29 protein-coding genes and 1 riboswitch are annotated in these 24,647 nt (G+C 69.8%); of the genes, 15 read left to right on the top strand and 14 right to left on the bottom strand.

What is annotated here, in order from left to right:
• Positions 1-7: 7 nt before the first annotated feature.
• Genes ACFY36_RS40650 through ACFY36_RS40620 form a run of 7 tightly spaced genes read left to right on the top strand, consistent with a single transcriptional unit; the run spans position 8 to position 7,299 of the window.
• On the top strand, positions 8-1,042 hold the full coding sequence (locus ACFY36_RS40650) for an NADH:ubiquinone reductase (Na(+)-transporting) subunit F (protein WP_499751244.1): 1,035 nt from the start codon (positions 8-10) through the stop codon (positions 1,040-1,042).
• Positions 1,042-2,211 carry a ferritin family protein gene (locus tag ACFY36_RS40645; RefSeq protein ID WP_499751243.1) on the top strand — a complete coding sequence of 390 codons (1,170 nt, stop codon included), beginning with the start codon at positions 1,042-1,044 and terminating at the stop codon, positions 2,209-2,211. The genes ACFY36_RS40650 and ACFY36_RS40645 overlap by 1 nt, the downstream gene beginning before the upstream one ends.
• Positions 2,208-2,582 carry a propane 2-monooxygenase effector subunit MimD gene (gene mimD / locus ACFY36_RS40640; RefSeq protein ID WP_499751242.1) on the top strand — a complete coding sequence of 125 codons (375 nt, stop codon included), beginning with the start codon at positions 2,208-2,210 and terminating at the stop codon, positions 2,580-2,582. Before ACFY36_RS40645 ends, mimD begins: the two co-directional genes overlap by 4 nt.
• Before the next feature lie 2 nt (positions 2,583-2,584).
• Complete coding sequence (locus tag ACFY36_RS40635; RefSeq protein ID WP_499751241.1) at positions 2,585-3,652, top strand: amidohydrolase family protein; 1,068 nt, start codon at positions 2,585-2,587, stop codon at positions 3,650-3,652.
• Positions 3,649-4,344 carry an iron-sulfur cluster assembly protein gene (locus ACFY36_RS40630; RefSeq protein WP_499751240.1) on the top strand — a complete coding sequence of 232 codons (696 nt, stop codon included), beginning with the start codon at positions 3,649-3,651 and terminating at the stop codon, positions 4,342-4,344. Before ACFY36_RS40635 ends, ACFY36_RS40630 begins: the two co-directional genes overlap by 4 nt.
• Positions 4,344-6,035, top strand: coding sequence for a chaperonin GroEL (groL, locus tag ACFY36_RS40625; RefSeq protein ID WP_499751239.1), 1,692 nt, complete (start codon positions 4,344-4,346; stop codon positions 6,033-6,035). The genes ACFY36_RS40630 and groL overlap by 1 nt, the downstream gene beginning before the upstream one ends.
• A 4-nt stretch (positions 6,036-6,039) precedes the next feature.
• On the top strand, positions 6,040-7,299 hold the full coding sequence (locus ACFY36_RS40620) for an Nramp family divalent metal transporter (protein ID WP_499751238.1): 1,260 nt from the start codon (positions 6,040-6,042) through the stop codon (positions 7,297-7,299).
• 16 nt (positions 7,300-7,315) lie between these two features.
• On the opposite strand, the gene ACFY36_RS40615 is transcribed toward ACFY36_RS40620, so the two are convergent.
• Genes ACFY36_RS40615 through ACFY36_RS40605 form a run of 3 tightly spaced genes read right to left on the bottom strand, consistent with a single transcriptional unit; the run spans position 7,316 to position 8,726 of the window.
• Positions 7,316-7,651 (bottom strand): DUF6331 family protein, encoded by a 336-nt coding sequence (locus ACFY36_RS40615; protein ID WP_499751237.1) that lies wholly within the window; start codon positions 7,649-7,651, stop codon positions 7,316-7,318.
• Positions 7,652-7,706: 55 nt separating this feature from the next.
• Positions 7,707-7,934, bottom strand: coding sequence for a hypothetical protein (locus tag ACFY36_RS40610; protein WP_499751236.1), 228 nt, complete (start codon positions 7,932-7,934; stop codon positions 7,707-7,709).
• Positions 7,935-7,985: 51 nt separating this feature from the next.
• The gene (locus ACFY36_RS40605; protein WP_499751235.1) at positions 7,986-8,726 is read right to left on the bottom strand and encodes an SDR family NAD(P)-dependent oxidoreductase; all 741 of its coding nucleotides are present in this window, start codon (positions 8,724-8,726) and stop codon (positions 7,986-7,988) included.
• Between the two features lie 96 nt (positions 8,727-8,822).
• Between ACFY36_RS40605 and ACFY36_RS40600 the strand changes: the two genes are divergently transcribed.
• Entirely contained in the window at positions 8,823-9,395 is a 573-nt protein-coding gene (locus tag ACFY36_RS40600; protein WP_499751234.1) for a TetR/AcrR family transcriptional regulator, read from the top strand.
• Here the strand turns inward: ACFY36_RS40600 and ACFY36_RS40595 are convergent.
• Positions 9,373-10,311, bottom strand: coding sequence for a TIGR03560 family F420-dependent LLM class oxidoreductase (locus ACFY36_RS40595; RefSeq protein WP_499751233.1), 939 nt, complete (start codon positions 10,309-10,311; stop codon positions 9,373-9,375). The two genes, ACFY36_RS40600 and ACFY36_RS40595, sit on opposite strands and share 23 nt — an antisense overlap.
• 76 nt (positions 10,312-10,387) lie before the next feature.
• Here ACFY36_RS40595 and ACFY36_RS40590 point away from each other — a divergent pair, with 76 nt between their 5' ends.
• The 4 genes from ACFY36_RS40590 (at position 10,388) to ACFY36_RS40575 (ending at position 15,311) form a co-directional block, all read left to right on the top strand.
• Entirely contained in the window at positions 10,388-11,020 is a 633-nt protein-coding gene (locus ACFY36_RS40590; RefSeq protein ID WP_499751232.1) for a TetR/AcrR family transcriptional regulator, read from the top strand.
• A 71-nt stretch (positions 11,021-11,091) separates the two neighbouring features.
• Positions 11,092-13,149: a DUF6055 domain-containing protein gene (locus ACFY36_RS40585; RefSeq protein WP_499751231.1), complete on the top strand. Its 2,058-nt coding sequence runs from the start codon at positions 11,092-11,094 to the stop codon at positions 13,147-13,149.
• Positions 13,150-13,313: 164 nt separating this feature from the next.
• Positions 13,314-14,288, top strand: coding sequence for an alpha/beta hydrolase (locus ACFY36_RS40580; protein ID WP_499751230.1), 975 nt, complete (start codon positions 13,314-13,316; stop codon positions 14,286-14,288).
• A 33-nt stretch (positions 14,289-14,321) separates the two neighbouring features.
• Entirely contained in the window at positions 14,322-15,311 is a 990-nt protein-coding gene (locus ACFY36_RS40575) for a helix-turn-helix domain-containing protein (RefSeq protein ID WP_499751229.1), read from the top strand.
• Positions 15,312-15,324: 13 nt separating this feature from the next.
• Here ACFY36_RS40575 and ACFY36_RS40570 read toward each other — a convergent pair whose 3' ends face one another.
• Positions 15,325-16,221, bottom strand: a complete 897-nt coding sequence (locus ACFY36_RS40570) for an LLM class F420-dependent oxidoreductase (RefSeq protein ID WP_499751228.1) — start codon at positions 16,219-16,221, stop codon at positions 15,325-15,327.
• 66 nt (positions 16,222-16,287) lie between these two features.
• Between ACFY36_RS40570 and ACFY36_RS40565 the strand changes: the two genes are divergently transcribed.
• The 3 genes from ACFY36_RS40565 (at position 16,288) to ACFY36_RS40555 (ending at position 18,467) form a co-directional block, all read left to right on the top strand.
• Entirely contained in the window at positions 16,288-17,043 is a 756-nt protein-coding gene (locus ACFY36_RS40565; RefSeq protein ID WP_499751227.1) for a (2Fe-2S)-binding protein, read from the top strand.
• Positions 17,044-17,050: 7 nt separating this feature from the next.
• Positions 17,051-17,464 carry a hypothetical protein gene (locus ACFY36_RS40560; RefSeq protein WP_499751226.1) on the top strand — a complete coding sequence of 138 codons (414 nt, stop codon included), beginning with the start codon at positions 17,051-17,053 and terminating at the stop codon, positions 17,462-17,464.
• Between the two features lie 173 nt (positions 17,465-17,637).
• A riboswitch (cyclic di-AMP (ydaO/yuaA leader) is annotated at positions 17,638-17,805 on the top strand.
• Between the two features lie 2 nt (positions 17,806-17,807).
• Positions 17,808-18,467, top strand: a complete 660-nt coding sequence (locus ACFY36_RS40555; protein WP_499751225.1) for a transglycosylase family protein — start codon at positions 17,808-17,810, stop codon at positions 18,465-18,467.
• Here the strand turns inward: ACFY36_RS40555 and ACFY36_RS40550 are convergent.
• From ACFY36_RS40550 to ACFY36_RS40510, 9 genes are all read right to left on the bottom strand, one after another.
• On the bottom strand, positions 18,449-19,231 hold the full coding sequence (locus ACFY36_RS40550; protein ID WP_499751224.1) for a hypothetical protein: 783 nt from the start codon (positions 19,229-19,231) through the stop codon (positions 18,449-18,451). The two genes, ACFY36_RS40555 and ACFY36_RS40550, sit on opposite strands and share 19 nt — an antisense overlap.
• A 64-nt stretch (positions 19,232-19,295) precedes the next feature.
• On the bottom strand, positions 19,296-19,580 hold the full coding sequence (locus tag ACFY36_RS40545) for a hypothetical protein (protein ID WP_499751223.1): 285 nt from the start codon (positions 19,578-19,580) through the stop codon (positions 19,296-19,298).
• A gap of 55 nt (positions 19,581-19,635) precedes the next feature.
• A complete protein-coding gene (locus ACFY36_RS40540; RefSeq protein WP_499751222.1) occupies positions 19,636-20,676 on the bottom strand; it encodes an amidohydrolase family protein in 1,041 nt (346 codons plus the stop codon).
• Positions 20,673-21,290, bottom strand: coding sequence for a hypothetical protein (locus ACFY36_RS40535; RefSeq protein WP_499751221.1), 618 nt, complete (start codon positions 21,288-21,290; stop codon positions 20,673-20,675). Before ACFY36_RS40535 ends, ACFY36_RS40540 begins: the two co-directional genes overlap by 4 nt.
• Entirely contained in the window at positions 21,272-21,949 is a 678-nt protein-coding gene (locus ACFY36_RS40530) for a hypothetical protein (RefSeq protein ID WP_499751220.1), read from the bottom strand. The genes ACFY36_RS40535 and ACFY36_RS40530 overlap by 19 nt, the downstream gene beginning before the upstream one ends.
• Positions 21,946-22,233, bottom strand: a complete 288-nt coding sequence (locus ACFY36_RS40525; RefSeq protein WP_499751219.1) for an antibiotic biosynthesis monooxygenase — start codon at positions 22,231-22,233, stop codon at positions 21,946-21,948. The genes ACFY36_RS40530 and ACFY36_RS40525 overlap by 4 nt, the downstream gene beginning before the upstream one ends.
• Positions 22,234-23,508, bottom strand: a complete 1,275-nt coding sequence (paaK, locus tag ACFY36_RS40520; protein ID WP_499751218.1) for a phenylacetate--CoA ligase PaaK — start codon at positions 23,506-23,508, stop codon at positions 22,234-22,236.
• A gap of 94 nt (positions 23,509-23,602) precedes the next feature.
• Positions 23,603-24,064 (bottom strand): VOC family protein, encoded by a 462-nt coding sequence (locus tag ACFY36_RS40515; protein WP_499751217.1) that lies wholly within the window; start codon positions 24,062-24,064, stop codon positions 23,603-23,605.
• A complete protein-coding gene (locus ACFY36_RS40510) occupies positions 24,061-24,612 on the bottom strand; it encodes a DinB family protein (RefSeq protein ID WP_499751216.1) in 552 nt (183 codons plus the stop codon). The genes ACFY36_RS40515 and ACFY36_RS40510 overlap by 4 nt, the downstream gene beginning before the upstream one ends.
• Positions 24,613-24,647 lie beyond the last annotated feature (35 nt).

Genomic DNA, 24,647 nt, shown 5'->3' with positions numbered 1-24,647 from the left:
GCAGCACATGGGCGACAAGCACCGGGTGAGGTTCGAGCCCGTCGGCATCGAGATCGAGGTCGACGAGGAGCAGACCGTGCTGCGCCAGGCGTCCGAGCAGGGGCTGATGCTCATGCACGGGTGCAAGGAGGGCCAGTGCGCCGCCTGCAAGTCGTTCGTGCTCGACGGCGACGACATCGAGCTCGATCGTTACTCCACGTTCGCGCTGCCCGACTACGAGAAGGAGGAGGGCTTCACGCTGCTCTGCCGGGCGCACGTGTACGAGGACGTGACGATCGAGCTGCTCAACTTCGACGAGGAGATGATCCGCTCGGGGCTGCCCATCGTGAACGCGGTGGCCGAGGTCGTGTCGATCGAGAAGGTGACCCACGACCTCCGGCACCTCGTGCTCCGCCTGATCGAGCCGGCCGAGATGACGTTCTTTCCCGGTCAGTACGTCGACATCAAGGTGCCCGGCACTGAGATCACCCGCTCGTTCTCGATGGCGAGCAGCAACGGCCGGCAGCTCGAATTCGTCATCAAGGTCTACCCGGACGGGGTCTTCTCGTCGTTCCTCGACGGACAGCTGCGGACGGGCGACCGGCTGGAGCTGACCGGCCCGTTCGGGGTGTTCACCCTTCGCGACGCCCCCGACCGTGATCTCGTCTTCGTCGGCGGCGGGGCCGGGCTCGCCCCGATCCTCGCGCTGCTGCGGTCGATGGCCGAGCGCGGGATCGATCGCAAAGCAGTGTTCTACTACGGAGCCCGTACGGCCAAAGACCTTTGCTTTGTCGCCGAGATCGAGGCTCTCAAAGAGAAACTGCCCGGCTTCCAGTTCGTGCCCGCCCTCTCCGAGCCCGCCGAGGGCGAGTCGTGGGAGGGCGAGGTCGGCTTCATCACCGACGTGCTCAAACGGTTCGAGGTCGATCTGAGCGGCGCACACGCGTACCTCTGCGGGCCCCCGCCGATGGTCGAGGCGGCCATGCCGTTGCTCGCCTCGCTCGGCACGCCCGAGAAGCACATCTACTACGACAAGTTCACGACCACAGGTGGGGAGGACTGATGACGACCGCGACGGAACGCAGCGTTCCCAAGCCCGTCTTCACCGACGCCGAGGCCGGCGCCAAGGAGTTCCCGGACTCGACCGCGCGCAAGTTCAACTACTACAGCCCGCAGAAGCGCAAGCAGACCCACTACGAGGACGTCACGGTCGAGGTGCAGCCGGATCCGCGGCACTACCTCGCACAGGGCTGGCTGTACGGCTTCGCCGACGGCCGGGGCGGATATCCGCTGGACTGGACCGTGCTGAAGGCCTGGGGCAGCGACCGTCCGGTCCCCGAGCGCGGGCCCGGCTCGGGCGGGCAGGGCTACGAATGGCCGGCGCACGGCTGGCACGAGTTCCGCGACCCCAACGAGGAGTGGGAGCTTTCGCTCTACCGCTACAACGCCAATGTCGTACGCCAGGTCAACGCGAACGTCGAAGCGGCCAAGCAGGCCAAGGCGTTCGAGCAGTGGTCGCCGAACTGGACGCGTTTCGTGGCTTCGCACGTCGGTGCCTGGATGCACGTGGACCACGGCCTGGGCCTCTATCTGTTCGCCAACGCCAACCGGCGCGGCCCGACCAATATGCACAACACCGCGATCGCGGTGAACAGCATGCACCTCATCCGCGCCGCCCAGGACCTCGCGCTCTACCAGCTCACGCTGAGCGAGGAGGTCGAGGGCTTCGACGGCGCCGCCCACCTGGAGGCCTGGAACAGCGATCCGGCCTGGCAGGGCGTGCGTGAGGTGGCCGAGCGGCTGACCGCGATCAGCGACTGGGGTGAGGCGATCTTCGCGGCCAACGTGGTCTTCCAGCCACTGGTCGGCGAGCTGTTCCGCAGCCAGCTGGTCATGCAGGCGGCCCCGCGCAACGGCGACTTCGTCACCCCGACGATCGTCGGCGCCGAGGAGTTCGACTTCTCCGAGCGCGACCTGCGCTACACGAAGGCGCTCTACGAGCTGCTCACCAACGACCGCGAGTTCGCCGAGCACAACAACCGGATCCTCAACGGCTGGCTGGCCAACTGGGCCGGGCTGTGTGTGCCGGCCGCGCGGGCCCTGCAACCGCTGTGGTCGCAGCCGGACGCTAAACCGATTCGTTTCGAGGACGCGTTCGACCGGGTCAAGAGCCGCTTCGCCGGCATCGCCGAGGACCTGGGCCTGGAGATCCCGAAGGAGCTGGAGCGATGACGCAGCAGTTCAAGGTGGCGGAAAGCCCGTTCAAGTCGGACAGCACCCCCTCCAACATGTGCGGCTTCACGCTGATGAACAACCAGATCGGCGTCGTGGTGGCCGAGGTCATGAAGACCAAGCCGGGTGTACGGGTGACGCCGCTGCCCTCGATGATCCGCGTGGACGCCACGAATCGCATGGACGTCGTCTACGACGAGGTCTCCGAGGCGCTGGGGGAGGAGCCGGGCTTCTTCGACATGGCCCAGTTCGAGGAGAGCATGTCCACCCACTACGGCCGCATGATCCACGAGGACGACCGGACGATCATGTTCGCCAACCCCGAGGACGCCGCGGAGTACATCGGATTCGACCTCAAGCCGGGGAGGTAAGCGTGTACGAGAAGGACGGGGAGAAGTACTTCGTCGTCGACAGCCACATGCACTACTGGAGCGCCGGGCCGGACAACTGGGTGCCGGGCGCCGAGAAGTACGCCAAGGGCTGGATCGAGTGCTTCCACGCGTACCAGAGCCTCGCGCCGGAGTCGACGCACTGGCCGATCGAGAAGTTCATGAGCTACACCGAGGACGACCTGATGAAGGACGTCTTCACCGACGGGTACGTCGACGTGGCCGTCTTCCAGCCGACGTATCTGACCGAGTGGTACACCGAGGGCTTCAACACCACCGAGCGCAACGCCGCGCTGGGCGCGAAGCACCCGGGCAAGTTCATCGCCAACACCCGGTTCGACCCGCGGGACGGCGACGACGGGCTGAAGAAGCTGGCCGACAACGTCGACCGCTACGGCAGCATCGGCGTCAAGCTCTACACGGCCGAGTGGAACAACGGCTCGCGCGGCTGGACGCTGAAGGACCCGGCGGCGTACCGCTATCTGGAGAAGGCCCAGGAGCTGGGCATCAAGAACATCCACGTGCACAAGGGCCCGACGATCTGGCCCCTGGACAAGGACGCCTTCGACGTGTCCGATGTGGACCACGCGGCGACCGACTTCCCCGAGCTGAACTTCATCGTCGAGCACGTGGGCCTGCCCCGCATCGAGGACTTCTGCTTCATGGCGACGCAGGAGCCCAACGTGTACGCCGGCCTGTCGGTGGTGATCGGCGGCCTCATGCACGCGCGGCCGCGGTTCTTCGCCAAGGTGATGGGCGAGCTGCTGTTCTGGGTCGGCGAGGACAAGATGACCTTCGGCAGCGACTACGGCATCTGGGAGCCGAAGTGGCAGATCGAGGGCTTCGTCGACTGGGACTACCCGGGTGACGAGTTCTCGGACTACCCGCGGGTGACCACGGCGACGAAGAAGAAGATCCTGGGGCTCAACGCGGCCCGGCTGTACGGGATCGAGGTGCCGGCATCATTGAGGCTCCCCGAGGACGAGCCCGCGTCCCGGGACGCCTCGGTCGGGGTCAGCTCCGAGTCGCCGGCCGCCTCCCTCGGGGGATGACCACCGCCGTGACGGGATCGCGTGTCCTGGCCGCTCTGGCCGAGGTGCGCGATCCCGAGCTGGACGAGCCGATCACCGTGCTGGGCTTCGTGGCCTCCACCTCGCTGGTCGACGGCGCCGCCGAGGTGCACCTGCGACTGCCCACTTACTTCTGCGCGCCGAACTTCGCGTATCTGATGGTGGCGGACGCGTATGACCAGGTTTCCGCGCTGGACGAGGTCCACTTCTGCAAGATCATTTTGGATGATCACTTCGCCTCCGAGGCGATCAACGAAGGGGTCGCGGCCCGGGCCGGGTTCGTGGGCTCCTTCGGTGACGAGGCGGTGGACGAACTGGATCACCTGCGAGCGGACTTCTTGCGCAAATCGGTCCTGGCCGGCACCGACGTGGTATGCCGGCCGCTCGTCGCGGCCGGCGCGACACCATCGGATCTCGCGACGGTGGTGCTCGGGGGCGTGCCGCCGTCTCCGGCGCTGGCCCGGCTGCGGCGGCGCCGGCGCGAGCTCGGCCTGCCCGCCGGTGACGACGCTCCGCTGCTGATCGATCCGCGCACCGGTGAGGCGGTGGACGCCGACGGCGTGCCCCTGCACCTGCGCAAGGCCCGGCTGACCCGGACCAGCTTCGACGCCAACACCAGTATCTGCCGCGGCATGCTGCGGCACCGCTACCCGGCTTCTGCTGAGGAGACCTGATGGCCAAGGAACTTCGATTCGGCGCGGACGCGCGGACCCTGCTGCTCAACGGCGTCGACAAGCTGGCCGAGGCGGTCAAGTCGACGCTCGGGCCCAAGGGCCGCAACGTCATCCTCGAGAAGATCACCGGCTCTCCCGTGGTCACCAACGACGGCGTGACCATCGCCCGCGAGATCCACCTGAAGAACCAGTTCGAGAACATGGGCGCCCAGCTGGTCAAGGAAGCGGCCATCAAGACCAACGACGTCGTGGGCGACGGCACGACGACGGCCACGGTCCTCGCCCAGGCGATCGTGCGGGAAGGCATGGCGGCGATCGGGTCGGGCGCCAACCCGGTACTCGTGAAACGCGGTGTTGACCTGGCGGTTGAGCGTTTGGTGGAGCGTTTGCGCACGGTCGCGCGCGAAGTGAGCACCGAACAGGAGCTCTCCCGCGTGGCCGCGATCTCGGCCAACGACGACGACACGGTCGGCGCGGTGATCGCCAAGGCGCTGCACACGGTCGGCGACGAGGGCATCGTCACGGTCGAGGAATCGCCGGTGAACGGCATGAGCGTCGACTTCGTCGAAGGGTTCGAGTTCGGCAACGGCTACCTGTCGCCGTACATGGTCACCGACCCGGCCCGGCTCACGGCGGTCGTCGACGAGCCGTACCTCCTGCTCAGCAGCGAGAAGATCACCAAGGTCCAGCAGCTCATGCCGCTGCTCGACAAGATCATGCGGGCACCCAGCCCGCTGATCATCATCGCCGAGAACGTCGAGGGCACCGCCCTGTCCATGCTCACCCACAACCACGTCAACGGCGTGTTCACTTGTGTCGCAGTGCGCGCACCCGGCTTCGGCGACCGCCGCCTGCACAAGCTCGAGGACATCGCCGCCATCACCGGCGGCGCCGTGCACAGCCGCCACTCCGGCTTCACCCTCGAGACGATGACGCTCGACCAGCTCGGCCGGGCCGCCCAGGTGCGGATCAACGCCGAGAGCACCGCCATCATCGGCGGTGGCGGCTCCACCGAGGCGGTCGCGTTCCGGCTCACCCAGATGCGGTCCGAGCTGGAACGGGCAACGTTCGGCGCCGACGAGGACGTGCTGACCGAACGGATCGGCGCCCTCTCCGGCAAGGTCGCCCTGATCCGGGTCGGCGCGCCGACGAACACCGAGCTGAAGGAGCTGCAACACCGGGTCGAGGACGCGCTGTCGGCCACCCGGGCCGCGATGGCCGAGGGCATCGTCGCCGGCGGGGGAGCGGCCCTGCTGCACGCCCAGGACGCGGTGGACGGCATGGACCTCAAGGACGACTACGGCATCGGTGTCGAGATCGTACGGCGGGCGCTCACCGAGCCGGCCTTCCTGATCGCCACCAACGCCGGCTATTCCGGCGCCGAGACGGTGGCGCGGATCGCCGAACTGGGCCGCGACGACGGTTTCGAGGCGCTCCAGGGCCGCTACGGCAACATGATCGAGATGGGCGTGGTCGACCCGCTGCGGGTCGTGCGCTCGGCCCTGGAGAACGGCGCGTCGGTGGCCGGCCTGCTGCTCACGACGAACACCCTGGTCGCCGAGGAACAGACGCCGTGGGGCGGCAGTCCCGCCCTGATGACCGAGATCGGCGAGCTCGACGAGGGCCTGCGCCAGCCGTCGCCGGACTCGAGCACGCCGCAGTCGCTGGGCCTCGGACCTTCGGTCGGCTAGCGGAATGGCACCAGTCGCCTCCTCCGACCTGCGGGGGCTGCTGGCGAGAGGCCGGGTCCGCGGCACGATCGCGTTGCTGGGCCCGGCCTTCGTCGCGGCAGTGGCCTATGTGGACCCGGGCAACTTCGCCACGAACTTCACCGCGGGCGCCCAGTTCGGCTACACCCTGATCTGGGTGATCGTCGCCGCCAACCTGACGGCCATGCTCGTGCAGTACCTGTCGGCCAAGGCCGGTGTGGCGACGGGCCGCGACCTGCCCGAGCTGTGCCGGGAACATTTGCCCAAGCCGGTGTCGCGCGGCCTCTGGGTGCAGGCCGAGATCGTGGCCATGGCCACGGACCTGGCCGAGTTCGTGGGCGCGGCCATCGGCCTGTACCTGCTCTTCGGCGTCCCGCTCTTCATGGCCGGCCTGATCACCGCGGTCGTGGCGTTCGCCATCCTGGCCCTGGAACAGCGCGGCTATCGCCGCTTCGAACTGGCGATCGTGGGCTTGCTGGGCATAGTCCTGCTGGGTTTCCTGTACGACCTGCTGGTCGTGGGCGCCTCACCGAGCGGTATCGCCTCAGGCCTGGTCCCACGCCTGGCCGGCGGCGACAGCGTGCTGCTGGTCTGCGGCATCATCGGCGCCACGGTCATGCCCCACGTGGTCTACCTGCATTCGGCTCTGACAAAGTCGAGGGTGGCGTGCAGGGACGACGCCGAACGGGCCGAGCTGCTCCGCTTCCAGCGCCTGGACGTCCTGATCGGCTTGGGCGCGGCCGGCCTGATAAATCTCTCGATGCTGGTAGTGGCCGCCTCGCTCTTCCACGACAACGGCGTCCCGTTCGCCTCCGGCGACGCCATCCAGTCGGCCCACGACGGCTTGGCCACGATGGTCGGCGGCGGCGCGGCCCTGGCTTTCGCCGTGGCCCTGCTGGCCTCAGGCCTGTCGTCGTCAAGCGTGGGAACGTACGCCGGCCAGATCGTCATGCAGGGCTTCATCCGCCGCCGAATCCCACTGTTCATCCGCCGAGCGGTCACGATGGCTCCAGCGCTGCTGGTCCTGGGCCTGGGCCTGCCACCCACGGACAGCCTGGTCATCTCCCAGGTCGTGCTGTCGTTCGGAATCCCCTTCGCCCTGATCCCCCTGCTGCTGCTGACCCGCCGCCGAGACATCATGGGCGTCTTCGTCAACAGGCCCGCGACAAACGCCGCCGCGGCCCTGGCCGCAGCCCTGATAATCGGCCTGAACGTCTTCCTGCTGCTGGAGACGTTCGTCCTCTGACGGCAGACCCACTTCATCATCCGGAAGAGCGGATATTGGACGAGAGTCCCACCTCGAATGCGGCCAGGAAGTTCAGCAACTCAAGCCGTGCGGCGTCGTCGATCGTGCGGTGGTTGAGGAACTTCGACGTGACGCGGCTCGAGCGGTCCTCGACCAAGTCGATCAGATCGGCGACTTGACGCTGGGCCTCGATCACCGCGACCGGCCCCACCTCGCGGCACCACGTCTCGATGAGAGCGCGATCGGTGGATACGGCGTCGATCCCGCAGCACGCACGAACACACTCGACCTCGCAAGAGATGATGCAATCTCTCAGGGGCGACGGTAATTCGAGCGATACGTCCACCACCACCGCCGCTCCTTCCGCCAAGCTCCGCGCCGACCCTACTCGGCCCACGTGTGACGGATCAGGCGGCTATCACGCCGGCCAGGCCCAGCATGGCCATCACCACGCTGCTGAGGAACAACGCTGGGTTGTGGGCGCCCCACCAGCGGATGCGGCTTCGGGCGCAACCCGGTACCTCGTCGATGCGGACCACGCGCAGGGCGACGGCGTTCAGCACGGCGACCAGGATGCCCAGCAGGCCCAGCCGGAGGACCAGGGCGGCCACCTCGCCGAACGTCGTCGCTTCCATACGGCCATCTCACTCGCCGTCCGTGCGGTCCGGTGTCTCACTGTGAGACAGTCAGCGGGCGATGTAGCCGCCGTCGACGAAGAGCTCGGCGCCGGTGATGAACGAGGCGTCGTCGCCGGCCAGGAAGGCGATCGCGGAGGCGATCTCCTCGGGGCGGCCGACGCGGCCCAGCGGGGTCGTGGCGATGTACGGGGCCTTGTCCGTGTCGCCCATCATCGGGGTCTCGATGAAGCCGGGGTGCACGCTGTTGACGCGGATGCCCAGGGGCGCCCACTCCAACGCGATGTTCTTCGTCAGGGTGCGCACGGCGCCCTTGGCCGCGTGGTAGGCCGGCGACGTGCCGAAGCCGCCCGACGCGCCGAAGATGGAGCTGGTGTTGACCACGGCCCCGTGCGACGAGGCCTTGAGCAGCGGGGCGAACGCCTTTGTGCCGAGGAAGACGCTCGTCTGGGTGACCGCGACGACCTTCTCGTAGAGGGCGTACGACGTCTCCTCGAGGGTCTCGGCGTGGCCGAGGCCGGCGTTGTTGACCAGGATGTCGAGGCCGCCGAATTCCTCCTTCACCTTCTGTACGGCTGCGTTCCAGGCCGCCTCGTCGGTCACGTCGAGGTGCAGGAACAGCGCCCGTCCGCCGTTCTTCCCGATCTCGGTCGCCACTTCGGCGCCGGGGCCGTCCTGCACGTCGGCGACGACGACGGCCGCGCCTTCGCTCGCGAGCCGCAGCGCCGTCTGCTTGCCGATGCCGCTCGCGCCGCCGGTCACCAGCGCTGTCCGGCCATCCAGTCGAGCCATGATCGTTTCCCTTCGCTGAGGAGCTGATAAGTAAACGATACGTCTCGTACAGGTTTCAGGATCCTGTGATCTGCGCCTCTGGTGAACAATGGCGGTATGCCCGCTGGAGGAGCCCGCCCTGGAGCCGGTCGCAAGCGCGACCCCGAAGCCCATCGGGCCGTTCTGGTCGCGGCCGAGGAACTGCTGAACGAGATCGGCTACCACCGCGTCACCATGGAGCGGATCGCCGAGCGTTCCGGCGTGGCCAAGATGACCCTCTACCGCTGGTGGCCCAACAAGGCGGCGGTGGTCACGGATGCCGTACGAACCCGCCTCGCCCCGGCGGCCGTGCCCGACACCGGTGACATCGCGGCCGACGCTCTCGCGCAATTGGAGGCGTTACTTCAAACCCTTACGCTGTACGGCGATGCCAGCGTGGTCGCCGGGGCCATGAGCTCCCGGGGTGAGGCCGGTCTGGCCGACCTCCGCGACATCCTGCACCCCTGGTTCGAGGGTCTGGTCGTGATCCTCGACCGCGCGGTGACGACGGGGAAGCTGCCGCGCGACTTCCCCGTCCACCTGACCGCCCAGGCCTGGCTGGGCTACGTCGTCTACCGCGTGGTGTTCCTGCGGGAGGTTGTCGGGGCAGACAACCTCCGGGTGCTCATCAAGCAGTCACTAGGGGCTTGAGCGCCGCGCCGACCGCCGCCACGACGCCGGGGCGGTGGCCGTTGCGGATGAGGTTGACGCAGATGCCGTCGATGCCGGCGTCCAGGACCTTCTCCTGGATCTGCTCGGCGACCTGGGCCGGCAGGCCGACGAAGGCGCGGGCCCGGCGGCCGTCGTCGAGGGTCGCGTCGAGCTCCTTGACCTCCTGATCGGTCTCGCCGACGACGCCGGTGGCCAGGAAGCTGGTGGCCAGGGTGGCCGGGTCGCGGCCGATCTCCTCGCAGCGCTGCCGGAGCACGGCCACCTTGCGGGGCAGGTCGTCCAGGTCGCAGATGATGTTCATGTGATCGGCGAAGCGGGCGGCCAGCCGGAACGTCTTCTGCTCGCCGGCGCCGCCCAGCATGATCGGGACCGTGCGCAGGCGCGGGTTGTTCATGGCGCCGCGGGCCGTGTACCACTTGCCCTCGACCGTCGGCTCCTCGCCGCGCAGCATGGGCGCGATGATGTTCAGCGCCTCCTCGAGACGTTCGAAGCGCTGGCCGAACGTGCCGAACTCGAAGCCGAAGTCCTGGTGCTCCCGTTCGAACCAGCCGGCGCCGATGCCGAGGATGGCCCGGCCCTTGGCGATCACGTCCAGGGTGGTCACGGTCTTCGCCAGCAGGGCCGGGTTCCGGTACGTGTTACCGGTGACCAAGGTCGAGAGCTGCACGGTCGACGTCGAGGCGGCGAGGGCGGCCAGGGTCGTGTAGGCCTCCATCATCGGGTGGTCGGGCGTGTTGATGCCGGGCAGTTGATAGAAGTGGTCCATCACCAGCACGGTGTCGAAGCCGGACGCCTCGGCCTCGCGGGCCTGGGCGGCGACGGTGTCGAAGAGGTTCTCGACGGGCACGCCGGGATAGGTGAAGTTGGGGATCTGATATCCGAGACGGATGGTCACGACGGCTCCCGGAGCGCATGAGATGTAAGAGGGCTCTTACTTGATAATGTAAGAGGCCCCTTACATGGAGGCAACCGTGACGCGCTATCACCACGGCGATCTCCGGGCCGCCCTGGTCGAGGCGAGCTTCGGCGTGCTGGCCGACTGCGGGTTGCAGCGCTTCTCGGTCGCGGCGGTCGCCCGGCGCATCGGCGTGAGCACGGCCGCGCCGTACAGGCACTTCCCGGACCGCGCCCATCTGCTGAGCGCCGTGTCGGCGGCGGCCGCGCGCGACCTGCGTACGGCGATCGAAGCGGCCGCCGAGAAGGCGGGAAGCGACCCGGCCGCGCGAATGGCCTCGGTAGCGGGCGCTTACGTCCGATATGTCGGGCGGACCGGGGCCGGGATGAGCGTGATCTTCGCAAACGAACTCTACGAAGTGAGCGATGATGAGCGCCGCGAACAAACTCGCGCACTAATGTCGACGCTCCTCGACCTGGCAGCTGCAGCGCCGGGGCCCGCGGGGGTGTCGTCGGCCGCAGGCGCGTCTCCGGCTGCGGGGGCGTCTGCGGCGGGCTATCCGGGGGCGGTCCGGCTTCTCGAGGCGACGCTCGCGGTCGCTCATGGCTATGTGTCGCTGTTCGCCGAGGGGTTCTTCGCGCGCGGCGACCTCTCGCTCGACGGCATCGCCGAACGGGCGACCCATGCGGCATTGACACTTCTCGATTGATTCGGTGAGAATGGCGGCTCGGTGGCCGTCGTGGGGGCCAGCGCCTTTTCCTGCTTCGGAGGGCTTCCCCCATGTCCCGACTGTTCGCCGTCGTCGCCGCGGCCGTCCTCGCCGTCGTCCTGATGCCACCGCCGGCATCGGCCGCCGCCAAGTCTGTCTACATCCCCGCCTCGTGGAAGAGCACCGGCGAGGTGCCGTGGAGTCAGGACCGCACGCGAGAGTCCGCCAACTTCATCCTGCTGTGGGGCGAGAAGTCGGGCACGAACCCGGTCAGCGCTCCCTCGCCGTACACGTTCGATCCGGACAACATCCTGTCCCAGCTCGAATCGCTGTACTCGTACTACGTGAACACCATGAAGTTCACGCCCGAGACGGGTGCGCTGGCGACGTACAAAATCGATGTCATCGTCACCCAGACCTGGAACCGCGCCGAGCTCAACGCCTGGGCCACCGGCGGCAGCGCCGACGGCAAGGTCGGTGTCATCAACATCGCGCCGGCCGCCGCCCTGCCCGGTTCGTGGGGCCTGGCCCACGAGCTCGGCCACGTGTTCCAGAACCTCACGTTCCTGGGACGCTCGGGCTACGGCTTCACCGACGCCTCGGCCGGCACGTTCTGGGAGGCGAGCGCCGAATACATGGCCATGCAGGTCTATCCGGACGGCGGCGCCGGCGACCTGACCCGCTTCCTGCGCACCGAGAACCTGGCCTACTCGTCGAGCCGGCATCACTACGGCGCCTGGATGCTCATCCAATATCTGGTCGACCGCAACGGCGGCGTGTCCATTTTCAACCGGCTGTGGAACGAGGCTCGCAGCGGCGAGCATCCGCTCGAGACGTACCGGCGCCTCATGGGTTTCAGTCAGCAGCAGCTCAACGCCGACCTCGCCGGCTACGCCCAGCGCCAGGTGACGTACGACTACACGAACAAGAGCCACTTCCAGCGCTTCGTGGACGGCGTCTACGGCGCGGGCTTCATCAACGCCTACAACGGGGTGCCCGTGGAGGCGGTGGGGAACCACTATGCGATCCCGGCCGCGCTGGCGCCGTCCGACTACGGCTACAACAAGATCAAGCTCGTGCCGTCGGGCTCGGCCGTCCAGCTGCGCTTCAAGGGACACGTCAACGCGGCGGCCGGCTCGGGCTGGAGCTACGGCTTCGTCGCGGTCAAGAACGGCGTGCCCCGCTACGGGCCGGTGTCGACGGCGGCGGACGGCCAGATCTCGTTCGCGCTCCAGGACGGGGAGCGGGAGCTCTACCTGGTGGTGCTCGGGGCGCCGTCGACGGTTCACCACTACGGTTTCCTCGACGGATATACGAAGAACTACCGCTATCCGTACGAGTTCGCCCTGTCCGGCGCCGTGCCTTCCGGTTTCGAGCCCGGCTATACGAAACCGGCCGCCACGGGCGGCGGGCACTGGCACAGCAACGGCGGCGGCTGGGTCGACAACCGGGCCACCGTGGCGCCGACCGCTTACGTGGGGCCGCGCGCGGCCGTCTACGGCTCCAGCACGGTCAGCGGTAACGCCCGCATCGAGGGGCTGGCGTGGGTGAACTCGGGCGCCCGGGTCGGCGGCAACGCGGTGGTGAAGGACAACGCCCTGATCCAGGGCGGCGCCGACCTCTCCGGCTCGGTCGTCGTGGGCGGCGACGCCGAGCTGGCCTCGGCCTGCGGCTCAGGCACGTACCTGCTGTTCGACCCGAACCGTGGCTGCGACGGCCGCGCGGGCGAGACCGACGTCAACCCGTCCTACACGCCGTTCACGGACGCGGAGATGGCTCTGACGGGAACGACGCCGCCGCCCACGACGCCCGCCCCCACCACGCCCGCGCCCGCGGGCTCCTGTTCCGCGCGGCTGGCCGTCACGGGAAGCTGGACGGGCGGCTTCCAGGGTGAGGTCACGGTGACCGCGGGCGCGGCCGGGACAACCGCCTGGACCGTCGGCTGGCCGCTGACCGCCGGCCAGCGCATCCTCCAGTCCTGGGGCGCCACGGTGACGGCCTCCGGCACGACGGTCACCGCCACGAACGCCGCCTGGAACGGCACTCTCGCTCCCGCCGCCGGCACCACCTTCGGTTTCATCGGCGAGGGAACACCCAGCACCCCGGCGCTCTCGTGCTCCGCGAGCTGAGGAGGCGGGGGCGGAGGCTGAGGAGGCGCCCGCAAGTCGACGATCCTCCGCGCCGCTGATGGCGCGTCCGCCGGGTGGCGGGAAAGTTCCGCCGCCCGGCGCTCGAAATCGGGACCGCCGGACCCCAGGATGGTCGAAACATCGCCGTAACAATGGGGGTCCCCATGACGACCGTTCTGCCGCCTCCGCCCTTCGACCCCGAGCTGGCCGCCGCGCTCGACGTGATCCAGCAGCAGTTGCCGTCCGCGCTGACCGCCGAGATGATCCAGCCGATGCGCGAAGGCAGCGTCATGGCCGACCTCAGCGACGAGCAACTGGCCCGCGACGGCGCCTTCACCGTCGACCGCCGCCTGGTGCCCGGCCCCGCCGGCGACCCCGACATCGAGCTGCTCATCCTCACCCCGGCCGGCGCCGGAACCGCGCTCCCCGGCCTCTATCACACCCACGGCGGCGGCATGGTCGTCGGCAACAACCGCTCCGGCGTCGACGCCTTGCAGGACTGGGCCACCGAGGTCCCGGCCGTCATCGTCTCGGTCGAGTATCGCCTCGCCCCCGAACATCCGCACCCGGCCCCGGTCGAGGACTGCTACGCCGGCCTGGCCTGGACCGCCGCCCACGCCGCCGAGCTGGGCATCGACCCCACCCAGATCGTCATCGCCGGCGCCAGCGCGGGCGGCGGCCTGGCCGCCGCCGTGGCCCTCATGGCCCGCGACCGCGGCGGACCCGCCCTGGCCGGCCAGATGCTGCTCTGCCCCATGATCGACGACCGCAACGACACCCCGTCCGCCGTGCAGATGGCCGGGCTGGGCGTGTGGGACCGCACCGCCAACGACACCGGCTGGACGGCGTTGCTGGGCTCCGCCCGCGGCGGCCCCGACGTGTCGCCGTACGCCGCCCCGGCCCGAGCCACCGATCTCTCCGGCCTGCCCCCGGCCTTCATCGACGTGGGCTCGGCCGAGACGTTCCGCGACGAGGACGTCGCCTACGCCGGCCGCATCTGGCAGGCCGGCGGCCGCGCCGAGCTCCACGTCTGGCCCGGCGGCTTCCACGGTTTCGACGGCCTCGCCCCGCAGGCCGCCATCTCCCAGGAGGCCCGGGCCGCCCGCCTGCGCTGGCTCAAAAGGCTGCTCGGCGCCTAGCCACCACCCTTTGAGGCGAGAGAGGATGACGAGGTGAAGGACCTCGCCGTCCGGCTGGCCGCCCTCGATCCCGACGCGGGGGCGGCGCTGCGTGTGATCGCCTACTTCGACCGTCTCGTCGAGGAACGGGCCGGGCTGCGGGCCGTCGTCCGCGGCGCGGCCGTCCTCGCCGGCTGCCCGGCCCGGTTGCGCGACGGCGAGCGCCACATCAACGTCCGCGTCGAGCCGGACGGATCCTCGACGGCCGGGGGCGACCGCGCGGACCCGGCCTGGATGACGGCCCCGGTCGACGACGCGGCCACGCTCTGCCTCGAACGGCCCGGCCCGCCCGGCGAGATCGAGGCGATGGTCCTGGAACGGGCGGCGGCGGCCGCGCGTACGGTCCTCGACCGCACCCGCGGTCACACCTGGGGTCCCGACCCGGCCTCGGCCGAGCTCGTCGTGGACCGGGAGGCTCCTGAGCCCTTACGTCTTCGCGCGGCGGCCCGTCTGGGCTATCACGACACCGATGGGGTACGAGCCATCGCGCTCGACGACGGCACAGCGCGCCTGGTCCACGGCGACCGGGACGCCCCGGGTATCGCCGGGCGGGCCGGGGTCGGTCCCGCCGTCGCGGTGAGGGATCTGCCGGATTCGTGGGCGGCGGCCCGGATCGCGCTGCGTTTCACGGCGGAGGGCGACGAGTGTGACCCCGGCCGCCGCGTGGTCCACGCCGACCAGTTGGGCGGCCTGGCCCTGCTGGCCTCGGTGATCCGGCCCGGCGCCGACCCTCACCCCGATCTGCGATCCCTCGAACGGGCCGCCGCGACGGCGCCGTGGATGCTCAGCACCCTGGACGCCGTGGCCGAGGCCGCCAGCCTGCGCGCGGCCGCCTCCGCCCTGCGCGTGCACCACTCCACGCTCCAGGACCGCCTCGCCCATTCCCAGCCCTTGCTGGGATGGGACCCCCGGGAGCCGCAGGGCCGCCTGCGTCTCCAGGTGGCCCTGGCGATGCGCCGTCTTCATCGAAACCCGCCGCTCTGACCACTGCGGGTTGTCAGTGCAGGCCGGCGTCCTCGGCGGCGGACATGAGGGCGGCCGCCGTGTCGGTCAGCTCGTTCAGGGAGGACAGGGCCGACGGCAGGGTGACGTAGACGTGGTCCACGCCGACCTTGGCCAGCGCCTCGATGTCCTCGACGATCTTCGGGATCTCCGGGGTGGTGGCCACGCCGATCTGGAAGACGCAGGTGATGGCGGAGCGGTCGCGGCCCTCGGCCGCGGCCAGGTCGCGCAGGCGGGTCAGGGTCTCGCCGACCTGGTCGGGTGGGGTGGCGGTGGGGAGCCAGCCGTCGGCGCGGCGGGCGACGCGCCGCAGGGCGGGCTCGCCGCGGCCGCCGAGGATGATCGGGATGCGGCGGGCCGGTTTCGGGTTGATACGAGACGATCTGATGGCGTATCGGCCGTTGTCGAACGACACCGGGTCGGGGCCCCACACGGCCTCGGCCACGTCCAGGAACTCGTCCAGGGCGGCGCCGCGCTCGGTCAGCGGGCGCGGGGCGGTGGCCTCGAACTCGTCGATCGACCAGCCGGCGCCGAGGCCCGCGATGAGCCGGCCGCCGCTGGCCGCGTCGAGGGCGGACAACATCTTGGCCAGGCGTACGGGCATGTGCAGCGGCGGCACCAGGACCCCGCTGCCCAGCTCCACGCGCGACGTCACGGCCGCCGCCATCGACAGTGTGACCAGCGGATCTGTGGTGTAGCCGTACCTTTCCGGCCAGGGCACGTCCGGGATGCCGTACAACCCGTGGGTTCCGCTCTGATCTTCCGGTGTCAGCACCCGGTCGTACGCCCACAGGCTGTCGAAGCCCATCCGCTCGGCTTCCCGGGCGAAGGCCGTCACGTCGTGGGCCAGGTCGTAGGTGGTGGTCTGTGGCAGGTTCACACCCAGTTTCACCGGCCCCACCCTACCGTCCATTAGGGACGAGGCACTGAAAAGCGGCGAGCGGGGTATACAGCGGTGGTGGGAGATCTCGTGGACGCGCCGATCCTCGCCGCGATCGCGGGCGGCTTCGGCTCCAGCACGCGGGTGCCGGGGCTCGCGGCCGACCTGCTCGTGCACGATCTCGAGGGCTGGATTTCCGCGGAACGCCTGGTCGGCGGCGGTCTCGACGTTCTACTCGAAGCGGGGCGGCGGCGGTGGCCGACGGCGGCGCCGCACGTGTCGGCGGCGCTGATCTGGAAGGCGTACTCCTATTGGCTCGGGGTTCCGGCCGTCTTCGGCTGGGTGGCGGCACGGCGGGTGCCCCATCTCACGACGGCGCAGGTCCTGGTGCGGTTCGACGACCGGTACGCGCCGGCGCGGCTGGGGCTGCGGGCGGACGTGCCGGTGTCCGTGCTGCCGGGCGATCCGCTGGCCGGGACCGGGGAACCTCGGGTCCGCGTGGTCGGTGACGAGGGCGCGCTGCTGGCCACCCTGCGCCGCACTTTGCTCGACGAGCACGTCACCCCGCTGCTCGACACCGTCCTGGGCGCCACCCGGGTCGGCCGCCGGCTGCTGCTGGGCTCGCTCTCGGCGGGAATCGCCCACGCGGCCCAGCGGGCGGCCGTCGTGGCCGGCGCGCCGCCGGGGGAGATGACCGGGCAGGTGCTGCGGACGCTGGGCGTGGAGGGGCTGGTCGAGTGGAACGCCGAGCGGGTCCGCCGCCGGACCTGTTGTCTCGCGTTCACGATCCCGCATCAGCGGCTGTGCGCCGACTGTTCGATCAGAGATCGATGAACCGCACATGGGAGCGCTCCCGTATGGGTACGTGGGAGGCATGCTCATGGCGCTGTTGCTCGATCTCGCGAACATCCTCGGTGGGTTGCTGCTGGCCGCGGCGCTGCTGCGGCAGATTCCGCGCGTCGGCGGTGGGATCGGCGGATTCGCCGACAAGGTGGGGCCGTGGGGCTGGGTGGTCGGCGTCGTCGCCCTGGTGGCCGGCGGCTACTACCTGCTGGTGCACCTGTTCGACGGCCCGCACGTCTTCCACTTCGAGGTGGTCGGCATCGCCGTCGGCGTGGCCCTGCTGTGGGACCGCCTGACCGGCCGCAAACCCGCGGAGGCCGGCTCGGCGCCGTTCGGCCGGGGACTGCTGCTGGCGATCTTCGGCATCATCGCGATCGTCGTCGGCCTTCAGGGCCTGGTAACGCCGGACTGATCGGGCCTGGTCGCAGCCTTGATCGACGGCCACCGCAAAGCGGGGCGAAAATGGGCACATTCCCCGCCCGGGCGTACTGAGAACAACGTCACGATCGCCCTTCGGGGCTTTGCCGAGGGTCGCGGGGCGTGGTTACGGTCGGCCGGTCCCACGATCGTGGGCACCGCGGGCGGAACGCCGAGTCCTGCCGCCGCCCGACGGAATCAACTCAGGCATGGAGCGGGGGACCCACACGTTCTCCGGCACGCCGTCGCGCGTGCCTCGGGGTGAAGCCGCCACGCGCGGCCGGGCACCTCAGCCCGAACCCGACAGCTCACCTCGTAGGCGTGGAGGTTGTTCTTCCATGGCACAAACCCGTAAGCACACCGTCGCGCTCGGCCTGACCACCGCCGGCGTGGCCGGCGCGTTCGCTCTCTTCGGCGCGGCCCAGCCCGCCCAGGCCGCGGGCAGCGTCAACTGGGACGCCGTCGCCCAGTGCGAGTCCAGCGGAAACTGGAGCATCAACACCGGCAACGGCTACTACGGTGGCCTCCAGTTCAGCAAGAGCACCTGGAAGGCCTACGGCGGCGGCAAGTACGCCAGCACCGCCAACAAGGCGAGCCGCAGCGAGCAGATCGCCATCGCCGAGAAGGTTCTCGACGGTCAGGGCATCGGCGCCTGGCCGGTCTGCGGCAAGAAGGCCGGCTCGTCCAAGAGCTACAAGGGCACCAACACCAGCGGCGCCTCGGAGAAGAAGTCGGCCAGCGCGAAGAAGTCGACCACGCAGAAGAAGTCGACCTCGACCCACAAATCGACCAAGTCGACCACCAAGAGCGCCACCACGACCCACAAGTCGACGACCAGGACGACCGGCGACTTCTACGTGGTCCGGGCCGGTGACACCCTGGCCAAGATCGCCAACCGCTACCAGATCGACGGCGGCTGGGAGCGGCTCGCCGAGCTCAACAAGAGCATCATCGACGACCCGAACCTGATCTTCCCGGGTCAGCGCATCGCGATCTGAGCAACCTCCCCGAACACCACCCGGCGTCGCGCCCTGACCTCGGTGTTCCCCCGCACCGGGGCCGGGGCCGCCGCCAGCACCGCGGCGGCCTGCGATTCCTCGCGCAGGCTGCTCGCGGCGCGCTGGGCCAGCGAGGCGTCGTGCCAGGCCGTGGTCTCGGCCTCGACCGCCAGGTCGTAGCTCTGGCGCAGCCACGCGGCCGAGGCCCGGGCGATCACCAGCTCCTGGTCGACCGGGTGGAGCCGGGCGTCCCAGCCGTTGCGCCCGGCGATCGCGTCGCCCAGCGCCGAGGCCGGCAGTTCGCCCCGGCTGACCGCGGCCGAGACCGCCTGGTGCAGGAAGCGCTCGCGGGCCGCGTACTCCTCACAGGTCCGCACCGACCACGGCGTGCCCCACGCCGCCGCCGAGGCGGCGGTGCGCACCCGGGCGTCCGCCTCGAGCCAGGCCTCGTACGCCGTGTTCACCGAGGCCGACGCCTGCTCCCAGATCTCCTGCCAGCGGGCCGCCGAAGCCGCCGCCCGTGAGGCCGCCACCTCGACCTCGTCCGCGAACTGGGCCGCCCGCGCCGCCTCCTCGGCCTGGCGCTTGCGCGAGGTGGCCCGCGCCCGCAGCACGGCCACGGTCTCCTGGGCCGCCTTGCGCGGGTGGCGCATCGCCTGCGGGCTGCCCAGCAGGAGCAGGGCCGGCAGGGTGAGCAGCATCAGCGTGGCCCAGATGGCCGCCGGCGCCGGTGAGGAAACAAGCATCTCCGCTACAACGTTCATGATCGTCAATCCGTCCGCGAGTCGAGTCCACCAGTGAAGGCTGCGACCAGCGTGGAAACGCTGATCAGGCGGACGCGGCCGGAGGCGCGCGAGAACCGCGGACACCCGCGGTGAACTGCGTACTGAGGACGGTGGCGCGGTCAAGCGGCGCCTGCTCGAACTCCGCGTCCTCGCCGGAATCTTCCGGCGGCGAGGCATCAGGGACGGCGGAGGAGGAAACAGCGGCCCGCGGCGAGGAAGAGGCGGCGGACGGCCGCTGCGGCGTGGCGACCTGCGCCAGCAACACGAACAGCAGAATGGACAACAACGAACGCAGCAGGATGATCCTGCGGGCGCCGGTCGTCGTCATGCGTACCAACATAGCGACTCATGGGAGATCTTGCCCGGCGCGCCACACCGCCACGTCAGAGTGACGGCCGCCGCGAAACGCGGCGACGCGGGTACGCGGGTGGCAGCGAGAACAGCTTCCGCGCGTTGCCCTCCACGAAGGCGCGGAACACGGACGGCTTCAGCCGCTGGGCCAGCCGCAGCAGCCCGGTGTTGTAGTTCTCGGTCATCTCGATGTTCGGCGGCCGCCGCACGTAATGGTCGGGCCCGTCGGTGGCCGCGTCCGACCCGAACAGCACCCGGTCCGGCCCGAGCTCGTCGAGGAGCCGCTCGGCCTCGGCCGACCGGCACCAGGACGTCTCCAGATAGAGGTTGGGCAGAGCGGCCGCGTGCCGCAGCGCCCGCTTCCGGCCCTCGGGTGGCCCGAGATAGGTGTGGTAGAGCACGAACCGTACGGCCGGGAACCGCTCGGCCAGGCGGCGGATCAGGTCGGGATCGGCCGGACCGGGCGCGCTGTGCACCGTCACCGGAACCCCGGCCTCCTGAGCCACGCGCAGATACGGATCGAGCCCTCGCGTGTCGGCCGGATATCCGTCGTACGCCGGATGAAGCTTGAGCCCCGCGCCGCCGGCGGCGAGCCGCCGCCGGACATCGGCCGGATCGGGACCGCCGGGCCGCACCCAGACCAGCGGGGTGAGCCACGGCGTCGCCTCGGCGACGATCTCGACCAGGTCGTTGTCCGTCCACGAGACCAGCGCGTGCGTCATGCCGCCGGAGAAGGCGGCCGTGCGCAGGCTGTCGAAGCCCAGCGTGCCGCCGCCGGGCGCGCGGACGTGCGTGTGCGCGTCGACCGGGTCGAGCCCGATCCAGAGCCGGTAGTCGGCGCCGTCGTTGTTGTCGCACCGATCCGAGCGCGCCGAGCGCACGACGCAGTCGACGACGTGGCGCCCCGCCGTGGGGATCGGGACCACCCAGCCGGCGTCGTCGCGCCGCATGGGCAGGTCCTGCGGGGCGGACCACCCGTCGTACCCGTAATGGAGCACCGGGAACGGCAGCGGGCCGGTGTACCGGAGCAGGCCCCGGCCGGCCCACCTCAGTGGTCGGTCATAGCGCCTCACAGGGAGATGGTCCAGCCGTGACCGCCGTTGTCGTCCCAGCGCTCGTCGTCGGCGGCCGGGTCGGGCATCCCTTGCCGCACAAGGTGATAGCCGTAGCGAATGGTGGTTCCGCGCACGCCCCACACCAGCCCTCGGAAAACGTGCGGCAGCGGCTGCGCGCGCACGAACTCGTAGACGTCGCCGTCCGGCGGCGCCGTACCCGGTGTCTCGAACGGCAAACCGTCCATCGCCCCGCTCGTGTAGTTCGGCACGGGCGAATCGACCGCGCTCCACATGAAGCCCACCGAGGTGTACGTCCCGGCGACGTCGTCGAACACGACCTCGCGCGCCACGATGTCCTCGGCGAAGACCGGCGATGTCGTACGGTCGCCGGTCCCCACCACGAAGAAGAAATGGTGCAGCGAGAAATCCGTCGACCCGTCGACCGACCGGGGCAGCTCGAAGACCGCCGTCCGGACCGGTCCCGGCGCCAGCACGACCTGCTCGGCGGACGACCAGTCCGGCTGGGCGCCGGTGGGGGAGCAGGCGTAGTGCGCCTGGACCATGGCGATGCCCGGCCCCGGGTCGGTCCACGTCTTGCGCAGGCCGAAGACGCTCACAGGTGGTGGTGCCAACAGTTGCCCCCTCCCGGCGCCGACGCCCCGTCCGGCCCCAGCCACGTCTCGTTCTTCTCCTCCGGCGGATACATGCGCCCGACGTGGTACTGCTGCACGAGCGTCGCCCCGCGCGGCCCCCACATCCGGGAATGGAAGCGGTGCGGGAGGTCCAGCCCGTGCAACATCTGGTATTTCTCGTGGTGAAAGCGCTCCTTGTCGTCGTACGTGTAATAGTTCTTCGCCTGGAACTCGGAGTCGCCCGGGACGCGAGGGTCCTCCATGGGGCTGTAGACCGGCGCGACCCAGTCGCCCACCGACCAGTAGATGCAGATGTTGGTGATCCAGCCGCTGTCGTCGGTGTAGGCGAGATCGCGGTAGACGATGTCCTCGGAGAACAGGTCGGTGGTCCAGCGATGGCCGTTCTGGAACACCTCGAAGTAGTAGTGGAAGCGATATTCCGATGTGGACCGGCCGCTCTCCATGTCCCAGACCGAGCGCGGCATCCGCAGCACCTTCAGCCGCTGCCGGGGGAAGCCGCCGAGGTCCTGCAGCACCCGCGCCTCGTGGCCCCAGCTCCAGTCCGGCCATTGGCCCGGAGGCGTTGCCGCGTAATGGATGAGCACCTGCTCGACGCCGTCGCCGGAGTCGGTCCAGCCCTTCGGGTAGTACCAGCTCATGGGCTGATCACCTCGTAGGTGCGCACGCTGGGCACACCCATGAGCAGTTCCGGCAGCGCCCGGTAGAAGTCGCCGGTCTCGGGCCGGTCGAGATAGCTCTGCATGTCCTCGACGCTGGCCCAGCTCGACACCGCCATCACGCGGTCGCCGCTGCGCAGTGACTGGACGAAAACTATGCCGGGCTGCCGCGCCACGACGTCCTGTTCCTGCCGGACGACGAGCTCCGACAGCCGGGCCACGGCGCCGGGCCGCGCGGTGGCCTCGAGAATGCGGAAGACGGCCATTCAGCGCTCCCTGTGGTCGACCAGCCGCTGGATCTTTCCGGCGGAGCGGGCCAGGGTCTCGGGCTCGACGACGACCACCTCGACGCTGGTGCCGACGGTGTCCTTGACCGTCCGGGCCACCTCGGATCCGGCGGGCTCGCGGCGTTCGCCGGGGCAGTCGGGGCGGGCCTCCACCTGCACGGTGAGGTGGTCCATGCGGCCGCGCGTGGTGAGCACCAACTGGAAATGGGGTGCGAGTCCCGGCGTACGCAAAATGATCTCCTCGATCTGGGTCGGAAAGAGGTTCACCCCCCGCAGGATGATCATGTCGTCGGAGCGACCGGTGATCTTCTCCATCCGGCGCATGCCCGGGCGCGCGGTGCCGGGCAGCAGCCGGGTCAGGTCGCGCGTGCGATAGCGGATGATGGGCATCGCTTCCTTGGTCAGCGAAGTGAACACGAGTTCGCCCTCGTCGGCCGGCTCACCGGTGACCGGATCGAGGATCTCCGGATAGAAATGGTCCTCCCAGATGTGCAGGCCGTCCTTGGTCTCCACGCACTCCTGGGCGACGCCGGGCCCGATCACCTCGGACAGGCCGTAGATGTCGACGGCGTGGATGCCGGCCCGTTCCTCCATCTCGAGGCGCATCTGCTCGGTCCACGGCTCGGCTCCGAAGACGCCGATCTCGAGGCTCGACTTGCGCGGATCGAGGCCCTGCTTCTCGAACTCGTCGATGACGGTGAGCATGTAGGACGGCGTCACCATGATGACCCGCGGCTGGAAGTCGGTGATGAGCTGCACCTGCCGCGGCGTCATGCCGCCCGACACCGGGATGACCGTGCAGCCCAGCCGTTCCGCGCCGTAGTGCGCGCCCAGGCCGCCGGTGAAGAGCCCGTAGCCGTACGCGTTGTGGAGACGGTCGCCGGGACGCGCGCCGGCCGCCCGCAGCGAGCGGGCCATCACCGTCGACCAGGTGTCGAGGTCGCGCTCGGTATAGCCGACGACCGTGGGCTTGCCCGTCGTCCCCGACGACGCGTGGATGCGCCGCACCTGGTCGCCGGGGACGGCGAACATGCCGAACGGGTAGTTGTCGCGCAGGTCGGCCTTGCTCGTGGTGGGGAACCGGGTCAGGTCGGACAGGTCGCGGCAGTCGTCCGGATGGACGCCGGCGGCGTCGAACGCCCGGCGGTAGTGCGGCACGTTCTCGTACGCGTGCCGCAGCGTCCACTGGAGCCGCGACAGCTGAAGGGCGCGCAGCTCGTCCACGCTCAGCCGCTCGGCGTCGTCCAACGTCATCAGGAGCCTCCCGTCAGGTGCTCCATCCACGTAATCCCCGCGAAACGAGGTTCGCAACTCGGGAGGCTGTTTACGCGAAACCGCGCAAGACGGGTCAGTCCAGGCAGAACTCGTTGCCCTCGGGGTCGGCCATCACGATGAATCCGAAGCTCAGCGGGGGAGCGGGCTCCTCGCGCCGCAGCCGTTTGGCCCCGAGTGCCACGAGCCGGTCGTGCTCGGCCTCCAGCGCCGCCATCCGCTCGTCGCCCTGCAGGCCGGGCGCGGAGCGAACGTCCAGGTGAACGCGGTTCTTGGCCGCCTTGTCCTCGGGCACCTGCTGGAAGAACACGCGCGGTCGCTTTCCCTCGGGGTCCTCGATCGCCGACGCCGCGTTGCGTCGCTCGACCGGCACGTTGTTCTTCTCCAGGAATTCGTCCCAGGCGGCGAGGGGATCGGCCCCTTCGGGCAGATCAACACCGGGCGGACCAGGGTGTACGTATCCCAGCACGTCCCGCCAGAAGGTGGAGAGCGCCTTGGGATCGCGCGCGTCGAAGGTGACCTGGAATTCCTTGCTCACAGCGTGGCTCCGTTCTGGTGGAGGTACAGGTCGCGCAACAGGCAGACCTCGGACAGATGATGGATCAGCTCACGGTTGATGTGCAGGACGAGCTCGGCCATCGTCGCCTCGGGATAGGGCTCCTTCGGCCCGGCCTTCGCCTCCAGGTCGAGTCCGCTGACCCCGGCCATCCAGATGGCCAGCTGCTCGTCGAGCTGGCGGCGCGCCTCGGCCGCGTTTCCGGCATAACCCCAGGTCTCGTACGCCGCCTCGGGAGCACCGAAATGGGACGCGTTGCGCATCGCGAGCACCCCGACGATCACGTGCCCGAGCTGCCAGGCGATCGTCGTGAAGGGCGCCGGCGAGGGCTCGGGAAAGGCGAAGTCGATGGTGAAGTCGCCCGTCCCGCCCTGCACGGGCGCGGTCGACGTGCCGCGCGGCCGCACGCTCCAGGCGTCCTTTACGGGCTCCCAGAAGTACTCGTCGTCGGTGAGCCCGTCCAGTCGCGGCCCGACCTGGTGCTGCCAGTGCCAGTCCCACTGCTCGCGGAGTGCTCGGTTGAGGTCCATGGCCTCACCCTGCCACCGATGGCGGACAGGATCGG

This window comes from Actinoplanes sp. NPDC000266 (assembly GCF_042899005.1).
Taxonomy (GTDB): domain Bacteria; phylum Actinomycetota; class Actinomycetes; order Mycobacteriales; family Micromonosporaceae; genus Actinoplanes.
This window is presented reverse-complemented; position numbering and strand designations above follow the sequence as displayed.

What these genes read in the sequence shown, in the direction of transcription:
- ACFY36_RS40650 (WP_499751244.1), top strand. Translation starts at nt 8, where the DNA reads ATGGGCGACAAGCACCGGGTGAGGTTCGAGCCCGTCGGCATCGAGATC.
- ACFY36_RS40530 (WP_499751220.1), bottom strand. Translation starts at nt 21,949, where the DNA reads ATGAGCTGGTACTACCCGAAGGGCTGGACCGACTCCGGCGACGGCGTC.
- ACFY36_RS40560 (WP_499751226.1), top strand. Translation starts at nt 17,051, where the DNA reads ATGGGAGCGCTCCCGTATGGGTACGTGGGAGGCATGCTCATGGCGCTG.
- ACFY36_RS40510 (WP_499751216.1), bottom strand. Translation starts at nt 24,612, where the DNA reads ATGGACCTCAACCGAGCACTCCGCGAGCAGTGGGACTGGCACTGGCAG.
- mimD (WP_499751242.1), top strand. Translation starts at nt 2,208, where the DNA reads ATGACGCAGCAGTTCAAGGTGGCGGAAAGCCCGTTCAAGTCGGACAGC.
- ACFY36_RS40525 (WP_499751219.1), bottom strand. Translation starts at nt 22,233, where the DNA reads ATGGCCGTCTTCCGCATTCTCGAGGCCACCGCGCGGCCCGGCGCCGTG.
- ACFY36_RS40585 (WP_499751231.1), top strand. Translation starts at nt 11,092, where the DNA reads ATGTCCCGACTGTTCGCCGTCGTCGCCGCGGCCGTCCTCGCCGTCGTC.
- ACFY36_RS40630 (WP_499751240.1), top strand. Translation starts at nt 3,649, where the DNA reads ATGACCACCGCCGTGACGGGATCGCGTGTCCTGGCCGCTCTGGCCGAG.
- ACFY36_RS40645 (WP_499751243.1), top strand. Translation starts at nt 1,042, where the DNA reads ATGACGACCGCGACGGAACGCAGCGTTCCCAAGCCCGTCTTCACCGAC.
- ACFY36_RS40550 (WP_499751224.1), bottom strand. Translation starts at nt 19,231, where the DNA reads ATGAACGTTGTAGCGGAGATGCTTGTTTCCTCACCGGCGCCGGCGGCC.
- ACFY36_RS40620 (WP_499751238.1), top strand. Translation starts at nt 6,040, where the DNA reads ATGGCACCAGTCGCCTCCTCCGACCTGCGGGGGCTGCTGGCGAGAGGC.
- ACFY36_RS40580 (WP_499751230.1), top strand. Translation starts at nt 13,314, where the DNA reads ATGACGACCGTTCTGCCGCCTCCGCCCTTCGACCCCGAGCTGGCCGCC.
- ACFY36_RS40600 (WP_499751234.1), top strand. Translation starts at nt 8,823, where the DNA reads ATGCCCGCTGGAGGAGCCCGCCCTGGAGCCGGTCGCAAGCGCGACCCC.
- ACFY36_RS40605 (WP_499751235.1), bottom strand. Translation starts at nt 8,726, where the DNA reads ATGGCTCGACTGGATGGCCGGACAGCGCTGGTGACCGGCGGCGCGAGC.
- ACFY36_RS40555 (WP_499751225.1), top strand. Translation starts at nt 17,808, where the DNA reads ATGGCACAAACCCGTAAGCACACCGTCGCGCTCGGCCTGACCACCGCC.
- ACFY36_RS40610 (WP_499751236.1), bottom strand. Translation starts at nt 7,934, where the DNA reads ATGGAAGCGACGACGTTCGGCGAGGTGGCCGCCCTGGTCCTCCGGCTG.
- groL (WP_499751239.1), top strand. Translation starts at nt 4,344, where the DNA reads ATGGCCAAGGAACTTCGATTCGGCGCGGACGCGCGGACCCTGCTGCTC.
- ACFY36_RS40545 (WP_499751223.1), bottom strand. Translation starts at nt 19,580, where the DNA reads ATGACGACGACCGGCGCCCGCAGGATCATCCTGCTGCGTTCGTTGTTG.
- paaK (WP_499751218.1), bottom strand. Translation starts at nt 23,508, where the DNA reads ATGACGTTGGACGACGCCGAGCGGCTGAGCGTGGACGAGCTGCGCGCC.